The organism is Sanguibacter inulinus (assembly GCF_013415325.1).
Taxonomy (GTDB): domain Bacteria; phylum Actinomycetota; class Actinomycetes; order Actinomycetales; family Cellulomonadaceae; genus Sanguibacter; species Sanguibacter inulinus.
Genome location: NZ_JACBYE010000002.1, coordinates 1 through 13145, shown reverse-complemented (window position 1 = coordinate 13145; position 13145 = coordinate 1). Strand labels below are relative to the sequence as shown.

General features: G+C 71.8%; 10 protein-coding genes. All 10 read left to right on the top strand.

Features of this window, described 5'->3' with window-relative positions:
• The first annotated feature begins 10 nt into the window (after nt 1–10).
• The 10 genes from HZZ10_RS01000 to HZZ10_RS00955 all read left to right on the top strand — a co-directional run bounded on the left by HZZ10_RS01000 (nt 11) and on the right by HZZ10_RS00955 (nt 13062).
• Nucleotides 11–772: a DeoR/GlpR family DNA-binding transcription regulator gene (locus tag HZZ10_RS01000; protein ID WP_056128826.1), complete on the top strand. Its 762-nt coding sequence runs from the start codon at nt 11–13 to the stop codon at nt 770–772.
• Nucleotides 769–1767: a 1-phosphofructokinase family hexose kinase gene (locus tag HZZ10_RS00995; protein WP_179912103.1), complete on the top strand. Its 999-nt coding sequence runs from the start codon at nt 769–771 to the stop codon at nt 1765–1767. Before HZZ10_RS01000 ends, HZZ10_RS00995 begins: the two co-directional genes overlap by 4 nt.
• Nucleotide 1768: 1 nt before the next feature.
• A complete protein-coding gene (locus tag HZZ10_RS00990) occupies nt 1769–2233 on the top strand; it encodes a PTS sugar transporter subunit IIA (RefSeq protein WP_056128832.1) in 465 nt (154 codons plus the stop codon).
• The gene (locus HZZ10_RS00985; RefSeq protein ID WP_056128835.1) at nt 2230–3747 is read left to right on the top strand and encodes a PTS fructose transporter subunit IIC; all 1518 of its coding nucleotides are present in this window, start codon (nt 2230–2232) and stop codon (nt 3745–3747) included. Before HZZ10_RS00990 ends, HZZ10_RS00985 begins: the two co-directional genes overlap by 4 nt.
• A 126-nt stretch (nt 3748–3873) precedes the next feature.
• Nucleotides 3874–4146, top strand: a complete 273-nt coding sequence (locus HZZ10_RS00980) for an HPr family phosphocarrier protein (RefSeq protein WP_056128838.1) — start codon at nt 3874–3876, stop codon at nt 4144–4146.
• Nucleotides 4146–5816 carry a phosphoenolpyruvate--protein phosphotransferase gene (gene ptsP, locus HZZ10_RS00975; protein WP_179912102.1) on the top strand — a complete coding sequence of 557 codons (1671 nt, stop codon included), beginning with the start codon at nt 4146–4148 and terminating at the stop codon, nt 5814–5816. Before HZZ10_RS00980 ends, ptsP begins: the two co-directional genes overlap by 1 nt.
• Before the next feature lie 107 nt (nt 5817–5923).
• Complete coding sequence (locus HZZ10_RS00970) at nt 5924–7672, top strand: succinic semialdehyde dehydrogenase (protein WP_179912101.1); 1749 nt, start codon at nt 5924–5926, stop codon at nt 7670–7672.
• A 550-nt stretch (nt 7673–8222) separates the two neighbouring features.
• Complete coding sequence (locus HZZ10_RS00965) at nt 8223–9578, top strand: glycosyltransferase (protein WP_228086779.1); 1356 nt, start codon at nt 8223–8225, stop codon at nt 9576–9578.
• Nucleotides 9575–11974 (top strand): right-handed parallel beta-helix repeat-containing protein, encoded by a 2400-nt coding sequence (locus tag HZZ10_RS00960; protein WP_179912100.1) that lies wholly within the window; start codon nt 9575–9577, stop codon nt 11972–11974. Before HZZ10_RS00965 ends, HZZ10_RS00960 begins: the two co-directional genes overlap by 4 nt.
• Complete coding sequence (locus HZZ10_RS00955; protein ID WP_179912099.1) at nt 11962–13062, top strand: right-handed parallel beta-helix repeat-containing protein; 1101 nt, start codon at nt 11962–11964, stop codon at nt 13060–13062. The genes HZZ10_RS00960 and HZZ10_RS00955 overlap by 13 nt, the downstream gene beginning before the upstream one ends.
• Nucleotides 13063–13145: the final 83 nt, after the last annotated feature.

Sequence of the window (13145 nt, the reverse complement as noted above, 5' to 3'; positions counted from 1 at the left end):
TGGAGTTGACGTGTACGCACCCGAGAGACACCAGGCGATCCTGGCGACTGCACGCGCCGAGGGGCGCGCAGAGGTCGCAGGCCTGGCCCGGACCTTCGACGTCACCCCCGAGACCATCCGGCGCGACCTGTCGGTGCTCGAGCGCCACGGTCTGGTGCGCAGGGTCCACGGAGGTGCGATCCCCGTCGAGCGTCTGCGCTCCGAGCCTGCCGTCGCCGTCCGTGAGGGCATGCTCTCCGACGAGAAGCGTCGCATCGCCGCCGCGGCCCTCCGTGAGATCCCGGACGCCGGCACGATCGTCCTCGACGCTGGCACCACGACCCTGCGCCTGGCTGAGATCCTCCCGACGGACCGCGAGCTCCAGGTCGTCACGAACTCGTTGCCGATCGCCGCGCTGCTCGCAGAGCGCCCGACGGTCACCGTGCACTTCGTCGGCGGCGCGGTCCGCGGTCGGACGCTCGCCTCGGTCGGTCCCTGGGCCGAGCGGGCTCTCGCCGACATCCACGCCGACATCGTCTTCCTCGGTGCCAACGGCATCACCCCCGACCACGGCGCGACCACACCCGACCTCGGCGAGGCTGCGGTCAAGCGGGCGCTCGCCCGGGCGGCGCGGCGGGTCGTGCTGCTCGCCGACCACACCAAGGTTGGACGCTCAGACTTCGCCCGGATCGTCGGTCTCGACGACGTCGACCTCTTCATCACCGACTCAGGGATCGACGCGGACCTCGCGGCGGAGCTCGAGTCGGTCGACCTCACGGTGGTGCAAGCATGATCATCACGATCACCCCCAACCCGAGCCTGGACCGGACCCTCGAGGTCCAGGTCCTCGAGCCTGGCGAGGTGAACCGCGCGCACGCGACGCGGGTCGACGCCGGGGGCAAGGGCATCAACGTCACCCGTGCCCTGTCGGCCGACGGGTTCTCCTCGGTCGCGATCTTCCCGTCGGGAGGCTCTGACGGCGCCCGCCTGGTCGCCGAGCTCCGCGACGGGGGAGTCGTGGCCCGCCCTGTCGAGACCGGGACCGACACCCGCAGCAACATCACCGTGGTCGACGGCCGTGGTTCGACGACCAAGATCAACGCGCCGGGCGCCCCCATGACGGAGGCTGCCGTCCAGGCCCTCCTCGACGCCCTCGCGGACGAGGTGCGGCTCGCGGTCGACGCCGGGGAGCACGTCCTGGTCGTCGGCGCGGGCAGCCTGCCGGCTGGTGCAGGTGATGACTTCTACGTCAGGGTCGCGCAGGTCGCGGCACGCTCAGGGGTCCCCACGGTCCTCGACACCTCGGGCGCACCGCTCCGTGCGGCCGTCGCTGCAGGCGGTCTGACGCTCGTCAAGCCGAACGAAGACGAGCTCGCTGAGCTCGTCGGCCGTCCGCTGACCACTGTCGGGGCCGTCGTCGACGCTGCGCACCAGGTGATGGAGTGCGGCGTCACCGCCGTCCTGGTGTCCCTCGGGGCGCACGGCGCGCTGCTCGTCGCACCCGGCAGCGTGCTCTGGGCCGGTGGCCCGGCCCTCGTCCCGGCCTCGACCGTGGGCGCGGGCGACGTGACCCTCGCCGGGTTCCTCAGCGCCCTCGTCGACGCACCCCACGGGCCGGCCTCGGTCGACTCCGACATCTCGGCGGACGCCTTGCGCCGCGCCGTCGCATGGGGCCGCGCCGCGGTCCTCCTCCCAGGCTCTGCAGTCCCTGCACCCCACGACATCCACCTCGACGACGTCGAGACCCTCACCGACCCATCCCGCCACATCGCACTGAAGGAGCTGTGAAGTGAGCACTTCCCTCACCCCCCTGATCACCGCCGACCTCGTCGCCCTCGACGTCGTCGCAGCCGACCGTGACGAGGCCACCCGTGTCCTCATCGACCTGCTCGCAGCCGCTGGCCGCGTGACGGACGCCGACGGCTTCCACGCCGACGTCCGTGCCCGCGAGGCGCAGATGGCGACGGGCATGCCCGGAGGCGTCGGTCTGCCGCACGCCCGCTCCGAGCACGTCACGGTCCCGACGCTCGCCGTCGCCCGTGTGCCCGCCGGTGTCGACTTCGGTGCCCCGGACGGCCCCGCGACGCTGATCTTCCTCATCGCGGCGCCGGCCAGCGGTGACAGCGACCACCTCAAGATCCTCGCGTCGCTCGCCCGCCGTCTCGTCCACGAGTCCTTCCGCACCTCCCTGCGCGAGGCCCCCGACGCCGCGACCGTCGCCGAGATCGTCACCCGAGAGGTCAACCCCTCATGAAGTTCGTCGCCGTGACGTCGTGCCCCACGGGCATCGCGCACACCTACATGGCAGCAGAGGCGCTCGAGCAGGCTGGCAAGGCCGCCGGGCACGAGGTCCAGGTCGAGACCCAGGGCTCGGCCGGCTCGACGCCCCTCGACCCCGCGATCATCGAGGCCGCTGACGGCGTCATCTTCGCCGCAGACCTCGAGGTCCGCGACAAGGAGCGATTCGCGGGCAAGCCGACGATCGACGTCGGCGTCAAGAAGGCCGTCCACGACGCCCCAGGTGTCCTCAACCAGGCCATCGCCGCCGTCGAGGCCGGTGTCTCGACGCCCGCCGCGACAGCCGGTGGCGGGTCGAAGGACCCCGCGACGACGATCGACCGCAGCTCGAGCGTGGGGACGCGCGTCCGCCAGTACCTCATGACCGGCGTCTCGTACATGATCCCGTTCGTCGCCGCAGGTGGCATCCTCATCGCGCTGAGCTTCATGATCGGCGGCTACGAGATCGTGAACGTGAAGGCCGACGAGGTCATCAACAACTTCGACGTGCTCTCGAAGACCAGCTGGGCCGCGCTGATGAACCTCACCGGCGGTGTCGCCTTCGGGTTCCTCGTGGCTGTGCTCTCCGGGTTCATCGCCTTCGCGATCGCCGACAGGCCCGGACTCGTGCCCGGCTTCGTCGGTGGGTCGATCTCCGTCGCCGTCGGCGCCGGTTTCCTCGGTGGTCTGGTCTCCGGCTTCGTCGCCGGGTTCCTCGCGCTGTGGATCAGCCGCTGGAAGGTCCCCAAGGGGGTCCGCGGCATCATGCCCGTCGTGGTGATCCCGCTGCTGTCGACCTTCGTCACAGGCCTGCTGATGTTCGTGGTGCTCGGGCGTCCGCTCGCCGCACTCATGGACGGGCTGTCCGACTGGCTCAGCGGCCTGAGCGGCTCCAACCTCATCCTCCTCGGCCTGATCCTGGGCGCGATGATGGGCATCGACCTCGGTGGTCCGGTCAACAAGGTGGCCTACACCTTCGCCGTCACCGGGCTCTCGACAGCCGGCCTCACGGACGGCGCCACGCAGTTCCGCGTCATGGCCACGGTCATGGGTGCCGGGATGGTCGCACCGCTCGCGATGGCACTGGCCACGACGGTCCGCAAGCGCCTGTTCACCAGGGCCGAGCGCGAGAACGGCAAGGCAGCCTGGCTGCTCGGTCTCTCGTTCATCTCCGAGGGTGCCATCCCGTTCGCGGCTGCCGACCCGCTCCGCGTGCTCGGTGCCTCGGTCGTCGGCTCGAGCGTGACCGGCGGGCTCATCATGGCCTTCGACGCCTCGCAGCGTGCCCCGCACGGTGGCGTCTGGGTCCTCCCGCTCGTCGACAACTGGCTGCTGTTCCTGCTGGCCGTCGCGATCGGCACGGTGATCTCTGCGGTCCTGGTGATCATCTTCAAGGGACTGGGCTCCAACCCGGCCCTCGAGGCCGAGCAGGCGGCAGATGCCGCCGCCGCGGCCAGCGCCCCCAGCACCGCGGCGCAGCCCACAGCCTGACCGGGCGGGTCGGACCGACCCACGCACGCCCGTCCCGGTCTGCGCCGCACCTCGGCGCAGACCACCACCCGCCAGGGTCCGCACCGCTCGCAGCGGTGCGGACCACGGCCCTCGAAGGAGAGAACAATGCCCGCACGTACCGTGGCCGTCGCCTCGCGATCCGGCCTGCACGCCCGTCCCGCGTCCCTGTTCACCCAGGCTGCGGCCGACAGCGGCCTCGACGTGACCATCGCGCACGGCGAGGGCGAGCCCGTCGACGCGGCGAGCATCCTGCTCGTCATGTCGCTCGGTGTCCCGCACGGCGACGAGGTGACCCTCGCAGCCGAGGGCGAGGACGCCGACAGGATCCTCGACGAGCTCGTCACGCTGCTCGCGACGGACCTGGACGAGGAGCACTGATGCTCACCGGTGCGGGCGTCGGCCGGGGTGCCGGGATCGGACCTGTCGTCCGGGTCAGCCCGGCACCGGTCGCTCCCACGGACGAGCAGGCCCCGGCTGACCGCGAGGCCACAGCCGCGCGGGCCACGGCGGCCTTCGACGACGTCGCGGCTGCGCTGCGTGCTCAGGCCGACGGTGCCGAGGGGGCGGCTGTCGCCGTCCTCCAGGCCACGGCCCAGATGGCTCAGGACCGTGCGCTGCGCACGAAGGTGCTGGCCCGGATCGCCGACGGCGAGCCGCCCGTCGCAGCCCTCGACGCCGTAGTGAAGACCTTCGTCGACATGTTCACGGCCGCCGGCGGGATGCTGCTCGAGCGGGTCACCGACCTGCGCAGCGTCCGTGACAGGGTCGCGGCGCACCTCCTCGGTGTGCCCGTCCCTGGCGTCCCGCAGCTGACAGGTCCTGCGGTCGTCGTCGCCGAAGACCTCGCACCGGCCGACACCGCCGCTCTCGACCTGCGCCACGTCGTCGCGATCGTCACCGAGCAGGGCGGCACCACGAGCCACACCGCGATCATCGCGGGGCAGCGCAGCATCCCCTGCGTCGTCCGCGTGACCGGGGCGCTCGACCTCGAGCCCGGGACCGTCGTGGCCGTGGACGCCGCGTCGGGGACCGTCGAGGTCGACCCAGGCCCGGAGGTCGCCGAGGCCTTCGCCGAGCGCGCGCGCCTCGCCGCGCAGCTCGCCGAGGACACCTCTGCGGGCGCCACGGCCGACGGCGTCCCCGTCGGTCTGCTCGCCAACATCGGCACGGCGGCCGACGCCGAGCGTGCCGCCGGCACGGCGGTCGAGGGAGTCGGGCTGTTCCGCACCGAGGTGCTCTTCCTCGAGCGGACCACTGAGCCGACCCGCGAAGAGCAGGCCGCCGTCTACGCAGAGGTCTTGCGGAGCCTCGGCGGACGCAAGGTCGTCGTCCGGACGCTCGACGCGGGCGCCGACAAGCCGCTCGCCTTCGCGACGCAGCCCGACGAGGAGAACCCTGCCCTCGGTGTCCGTGGCTACAGGCTCGTCCGTACGGCTCCTGAGCTGCTCGAGACGCAGCTCGCGGCCCTCGCCGACGCGCAGCGCGAGACCGGGATCGAGCCCTGGGTGATGGCCCCGATGATCTCGACCCCCGACGAGGCGCGCGACTTCGCGACCTCGGCACGCGCCCACGGGCTGACGACCGTCGGTGTCATGGTCGAGGTCCCCGCCGCCGCGCTGAGGGCCGAGGCGATCCTCGCCGAGGTGGACTTCGTCTCGATGGGCACGAACGACCTGGCCCAGTACGTCATGGCCTCGGACCGTCTGCGCGGCGAGCTGAGCGACCTCATCTCGATGTGGCAGCCGGCCGTCCTCGACCTCGTGGCCGCGACGGCACGGGCCGGCCAGCAGGCCGGGAAGCCAGCCGGGGTCTGCGGAGAGTCCGCCGGCGACCCCGTCATGGCTGTCGTGCTCGTCGGGCTCGGCGTGACGTCCCTGTCGATGTCCTCGGGGTCTGTGCCCGCGGTCCGCTTCGCGGTGTCCAGGCACACGCAGGAGCAGGCTCGCGCCGTCGCTGCCGCGGCGCTCGGTGCCCGCTCGGCGACGGAGGGACGCGCGGCTGCTGTCGCGGCCCTCTCACCTGAGGTCGCGGCGCTCCTCGGCGCCTGACAGACGGGCAGACCTGCCCCGCACCCCACGAGGGGTGCGGGGCAGCGTCGTCTCGGAGCTCAGGTGCTTCCTCCTCTCCCGCACCTCCTGCGGCGTAGGCTCGGTCCATGCCGAACGATCCTGGTGCAGACGCCGTCCCCGGTCCTGAGCAGCAGCACGGAGAGGGCGGGCCAGGCGCCCACGAGCAGTGGCGTGAAGACGGCGTGCCGGTCTCGCGCGGCCAGCACACCCCGGGCTCGCGCGACCAGCACACGGGTGGCGGCGAGGGCCCGCTCGACCCCGAGGTCGACGCGAGCGCGACCTACCTGCTCGAGCCCGAGGACCTCGCCCCGCTGCTCGCCCGCGTCGCCACCACCCACGAGGCCGGCACCCGCCGCGTCGTCGCCCCTGCGACGGGGCACGTGCTCGTCGACCTCCCGCTGTCCGGCCCCGACGACGTGACCCGAGCAGTCGACAGGGCGCGGGACGCCCAGCCAGCCTGGGCAGCGACAGACGTCCGCGAGCGTGCCGCCGTCCTGCTCCGTCTGCACGACCTCGTGCTCGACCGGCAGTCGGAGGTCTTGGACCTCGTCCAGCACGAGTCCGGCAAGTCCCGGGGGAGCGCCTTCGAGGAGGTCGCCGACGTCGCCCAGGTCTCGCGGCACTACGGTCGCCGGGCTGGTGCGTACCTCGCGCCGCGCACGGTCCGCGGGATGCTCCCTGTCCTCACCCGGACGACTGTCGCCCGGATCCCCGTCGGCGTCGTCGGGGTGATCTCGCCCTGGAATTATCCGTTGACCCTCGCCCTGGCCGACGTGCTGCCCGCGCTCGTGGCGGGCAACGCCGTCGTCCTCAAGCCCGACCCGCAGACCACGCTCACAGCGCTGTGGGCTGCCGCTGCCCTCGAAGAGTGCGGCCTGCCGGCCGACGTGTTCCAGGTCGTCGCGGGCGGGGGAGACGTGGGCGCTGCGCTCGTCGAGGAGGTGGACCACATCGCCTTCACAGGGTCGACGGCGACAGGGAGGATCATCGCCGGTCGCGCGGGGGAGCGGCTCATCGGCGCGACCCTCGAGCTCGGCGGGAAGAACCCGCTCTACGTCGCGGCTGATGCCGATCTCGACGTCGCGGCGCTCGGCGCCGTGCGGGCGTGCTTCTCGAACAGCGGCCAGCTGTGCATGTCGATCGAGAGGCTCGTGCTCCACGAAGACGTCGCGGACGCGTTCCTCGACCTCTTCCTCGAGAGGGTCTCGAGCCTGCGCCTGTCGGCAGCCCTCGACTACACGGCCGACGTCGGGTCGCTCACCTCGGCTGCTCAGCTCGAGAGGGTCGAGGGGCACGTGCATGACGCCCTCGCCCGGGGGGCGCGGATCCTCGCCGGGGGAGTGCACAGGACTGACGTGGGGCCGCTCTTCTACGCCCCGACGGTGCTCGCCGACGTCCCACCCCACGCGCTCTGCGCCCAGGAGGAGACCTTCGGCCCGGTGGTCAGCGTCGTGCGGGTCGCCTCCGACGACGAGGCCGTCGCGGTGATGAACGAGACGGAGTTCGGGCTCAACGCGAGCATCTGGAGCGCAGACACCCGCCGCGCCCGCGTGCTCGCGGGGCGCGTCCGCGCGGGCACCGTGAACATCAACGACGGCTATGCCGCTGCCTGGGGCTCAGCCGAGGCGCCGATGGGCGGCTTCGGCGCGTCGGGTCAGGGACGCCGCCACGGGCGTGAGGGCATCGAGCAGTACACCGAGGCGCAGACGGTCTCGGTCCAGCGCGGAGTCATGAGCGGGGCGTCTCTCGACGAGCTCTTCGCACTCCCCGACGGGCAGGGGCAGCGGCTGCTGACGACCGGTCTGCGGGTGCTGCGCGCGCTCGGGGTGCGCTGAGGACAGACGTGGCGACGGGGTCGCGGGACGCCGGTGGTCGGGCGGTGGCCCGCGCCTGTACCCACGGACCAGTCTCGGGTCCCGCGTCCGACCGCGCGTCGACCGTCGACCCGGGTCCATGAGGATTTCCGACGGGTGAAAGTTGACGTCCACCAAGTGGGACGAGAGGGTCCTGGCGCTCGCAGGGACCCGGCGCGGCCCCTCAAGAGGTCCCGTCCCACGCGCGGACGTCTCCCCAGGTGGTGGGTCCGCGGCCGGTCACCGGGAGGCGGGCACCACCCGCAGCACCCCACCGGAACGTCCGTTCTTCACGGAGTTTCGATCGTGTGACCTCCGGGCCCCGGGCTGCCCGCCCGCGCCGAGGTCCATTGACGGTCGCAGAACCTGCCGAATACCTTGAGCCTCACTCGGGCCGCCACCCTCCCCCCTCCCCCCTCGGTGGCCCTAGGACGCTGGACAGAACGACGCTCGTGCGTCAACCGGACGATGACGTCCCCCTCCCCTCCTGCTCCACTTCTGCGCGCCTTCTTCCGACTCCGGAGAGTGCCCCATGCCTTCATCGATCCTCGTGGCGTCCCCAGCCTCGGCCCTCTCGGTCGGACAGGTGGACGTCGGTGACCTGGTCGACCAGGTCGTCCACCTCTTCCCGCTCGCCGTCGCCGGCATCATCGTCTGGTCCCTCTGGATCTACCGCGTCGTCCTGTCCCGCAGGGCCCGCCCGATCGTCACCGACCACCGCGCGACCACCTCGGTCGTCGTGCCGTCCTTCCACGAAGACCCCGACATCCTCCTGCGGTGCCTGGACTCCTGGCTGGCGCAGGACCCGACCGAGATCATCGTCGTGCTGGACGTCGCCGACCTCGAGGCCTACACCCGGATCGTGGCCCGTGGTGACGCCAGGGTGCGTCCGGTCTTGTTCCACCACGCGGGCAAGCGCTCGGCGCTCGGCGCCGGCATCCGGGCCGCGCGCTACGAGGTCCTCGTGCTGACCGACTCCGACACGTCTTGGGAGCCGGGCCTGCTCGAGGCCGTGCAGATGCCCTTCGCCGACCCGCTCGTGGGTGGTGTGGGCACGCAGCAGAACGTGTACCAGCGGACGTCGAGCGTCTGGCGGCGCATCGCCGACTGGCTCGTCAACCTGCGCTACTACGACTACGTCCCGGCGATGGGCAGCGCGGGCGCTGTGCCGTGCCTGTCCGGTCGGACCGCGGCCTACAGGCGTGACGCCGTCGTCCCGGTCCTCGACGACCTCGAGAACGAGTTCTTCCTCGGTCGCCGCTGCATCGCGGGGGACGACGGCAGGCTCACCTGGCTCGTGCTCGCCTCGGGCTACAAGACCGTCCACCAGTCCTCGGCCCGGGCGATCTCGATGTTCCCCGACACCTTCAGCGCCTTCGTCAAGCAGCGGGTGCGCTGGAGCCGCAACTCCTACAGGTGCTACCTCACGGCCGTGTCGAAGGGCTGGCTGTGGCGGACGCCCTTCGTCACCAAGGTGACCGTGCTGCAGATCCTCCTCACGCCGCTCACGATGGGCTTGACGCTCTGGTACCTGGTGGCGTCGAGGCTCGAGCTCACCACCCTGGGCATCGCGGCCGCCGTGGGATGGCTGCTCCTCGGCCGTGGCATCCGCGGGTTCTCGCACCTGCGACGCCACCCGCAGGAGGTGTTCTTGCTGCCGCTGCTCGCCGCCGTGGTGATCATGGTCGCCCTGCCGATCAAGCTGTACGCCTTCGTCACGATGAACAAGCAGGGCTGGCTGACCCGCCACGCCGACCAGGTCGGCGGCGACGGGCAGACCGCCCGGAGCCTCGACCCTGTCGAGGAGGTCGTGCCTGCACCTCAGACCACCTCTGTCTCTCCCGCGGTCTACGCCTCGGCGGCCCGGACGCCGGAGGCTGCACGATGAGCGCGCGTCGGGCGACCCGCGCCGCAGCCGTCGCCACAGCCGTCGGGTGCACGGTCCTCGTGACCGGGGGCATGGCTGCCGCGACCCCGGTCCTCCAGCCTGTGCAGGTGCGCGCCGCGTCGACCGCGGTGCCCACACCCGCACCCGTCGCCTACCCGGGTGACCCTGACGCCGAGGCCGCGCTCGTCGCGGCCGAAGACCGCCGCCTCGTCGAGGTGCGGTCGATCGCCAACGGTGCGCAGTGGACGGGCGCGTCGCAGTGGCGGCCGTACAGGCTCGAGACGGGGACGACGTACACGCTCGTGCTCGTCGAGCGCGAGGCGCCCTACAGCTTCGACGACCTGCTCGAGCTCGCCCCGCAGACCCTCGTGCGCCAGCCCGACGGCTCGTACCTCCTCGGCGAGAACATCGTCGTGGAGGAGGGTGCGACCCTCGACCTCACGAGCGACGACGGGCTGCGCCTCAACCTCACGTCGACCGACGACGCCTTCGTCTCGATCGTCACGCTCGGCGGAGACCTGACGGTCGCCGGCACGGCCGAGAACCCGACAGTGGTGAGCGCCTGGGACCCACGGACCGGCACCGTGGACGACGACACCTCCGACGGGCGGGCCTACGTGCGGGTGGTCGGTGGCTATGCGGACTTCCGGCACGCGACCTTCGACCACCTCGGCTTCTGGAGCGGGACCACCGGGGGAGTCTCCCTCACGGGGACCGACCTGCCGCACACAGCGCCCGGCTCGCAGGACCTCGCGGCGGGGGAGATCCCCGCAGCCGACGAGCCGCCGGTGCCCGACGGGACAGCCGGGACCGACGGGACGGCCGGCGCCGTCGCGACAGGTGACGCAGCGGACCCGGGAGCAGCCCCCGACGGGACCACCACCTCCACGACGAGCGCAGGTGCCCCCACGGAGACCGGCACCACGAGCACTGTCGTCTCACCGCCCTCCGCCAAGGTCTTCGGGACCGAGCTCTTGCCCACAGGGGCGGGTGCCCCGACCCTCGGTCTGGGTGCGGACCTCAGCGGCTACAGCTTCGTGTCGGCGCAGATCCAGGACGTGACGTTCTCCGACAACGCCTTCGGGCTGTTCGTCATGAACGCCGAGGGTGTCGTGGTGAGCGGGTCGCGGATCGAGGACTCCCTCGTCGACGGTCTGGTGATGCACCGAGACGTCACCGCGAGCACAGTCGTGGCGACCACGTCGACGGGCAACGCCGTCGACGGCTTCAGGCTGGCCCGCTCGACGAGCGGCATCGTCCTCGAGCGGCTGACCTCGACGGGCAACGGTCGCAACGGCATCTCGATCGAGGGGACGCCGCTCGCCGACGGCCCGAGCGCGACAGGCACGGGTACGGAGATGTCCGGCGCCAACAGCGTCTCGGAGAGCACCGTGACAGGCAACGGCCGGTACGGGATCGACGTGGTCGGCGGGACGACCATCGAGGTCGACGCGAACACCGTGACAGACAACCCCGCGGGCATCGTGGTGAGCGAGGGCGCGACGGCTGTCGAGCTCACGGACAACACCGTCGAGGGCGCGGACCAGCAGGGGATCTCGTTGAGGTCGGCCGGCACGGACACCGTGGTGACAGGCAACACCGTGCTCGGTGGTGAGATCGGCATCTACGCCCGTGACGCGGGCGGGACCTTCGAGCGCAACACCGTCGACGACGTGACCAGCCACGCGATCACGCTGGTCGGTGCGACCGGTGGTTCGGTCGTCTCGGACAACAGCGTCGGCGGACGTGGTCCGAGCGCGATCGACGTGGCCCGCACGACGGGGGTCGCGGTGTCGGACAACTCGACGGAAGACTGGGACAGCACCAAGCCCCTCTCGACGGTCCTGCGGCAGATCTTCCAGCCGCTCACCGTCGTCTGGCTGCTGCTCGCCCTGCTCGTGCTCGTCACCGCGCTGACGAGCATCCGACACCGCAACGCGGGTGTCCGGCACCCGTACGCGAACCGGGCCCCGCTCACCTCGCTCACCCGCGGAGTCGTCGACCCGAGCGAGATCTTCGGGCAGGCGCAGGGTCAGTCTCAGGACCGGGCCCAGAATCAGACCCTGGACCAGTCCCAGGGCGGAGCCCGGGACGAGCAGCCGCACGGTGCCGGGAGCCTGGCACCGACGCTGCCTCGCCCGCAGCCCTCCCGAGCCCGTCGCGCCGACAGGTCGGCGGGAGACCTGCTGGTCCGTGAGGCACCAGCCGATCTCGAGCTGCACGACGACGGGCACCCCGGGGACGACGTGCCCGGCCCAGCGCGGCAAGAAGGCCGACGAGAGGCCCAGGAGACCCGGCAGGACACTCGGCAGCCGGGCCAGCAGCCCGCACAGGTCGCGGAGCCCGGTGGACGGGCACCCGGCCGCCGCCCGAGGGACCTGCGGTGCGCACCGTGACCGGCGTCCTGAGGACTCTGGGCCGACGGGCCCGCGAGGTCGTGGTCGGTGGCCTGATCCTCGCGGGGTGCACAGCGCCGGGCAGCCCGTCGCCCGGCACCCCAGAACCCTCGTCCGACCCGACAGGGTCGACCTCGAGCCCGGAGCCATCCCCGTCAGCCACGGCGGACTCTCCTGGTGCCGCCGTCCCGGACAGCACCGTCGACTGCCCGGCCGAGCCCACGGTCTCGACCACCGACGAGCTCACCGAGAGCCTCGCGGAGGTCGAGCCCGGAGAGGTGATCGTCCTGGCTCCGGGGACCTACGACGGGTTGTTCGTCGCCACGACGTCAGGCACCGCTGACGAGCCGATCACGCTCTGCGGACCGGCCGACGCCGTGCTCGACGGCGGTGGGCCCGAGGGCGGGTACGTGATGCACCTCGACGGGGCGAGCCACTGGCGCCTCGGCGGGTTCACTGTCACCGACGGTCAGAAGGGCGTGATGGCCGACGGAACGGTCGGCTCGGTGATCTCGGGCCTGACCGTGACGTCGATCGGTGACGAGGCGATCCACCTCCGCAAGGCCAGCACGGACAACGTGGTGTCGGGCAACGTCATCAGCGACACCGGGCTGCGCAAGCCGAAGTTCGGCGAGGGTGTGTACGTCGGGACGGCCGAGAGCAACTGGTGCGACATCACGGCCTGCGAGCCCGACCCCTCCGACCGCAACGTCATCGAGGACAACACGATCAGCGGGACGACCTCGGAGAGCATCGACATCAAGGAGGGGACCTCGGACGGGATCGTCCGTGGCAACACCTTCGACGGGTCGTCGATCTCCGCAGCCGACTCGTGGGTCGACGTCAAGGGCAACGGGTGGCTCGTCGAGGGCAACACCGGGACCTCGTCACCGACCGACGGCTTCCAGACCCACGAGATCCTCGAGGGCTGGGGCGACCACAACGTCTTCCGCGGGAACGTCGCGACCGTCGACGGCACAGGCTTCGGCTTCTCGCTCACCCCTGAGCTCTCCAACGTCGTCGAGTGCGACAACACGGCGCCAGGCGCCGGTGAGGGTCTCAGCAACGTGGAGTGCGGCGCGGGCTGACCCTGCTCGCAGCGGGCACCTCCCTGTCCCGACCACCTCCCTGCCCGGCCACCGATCTGTCCCGACCACAGACTCTCTCCCTC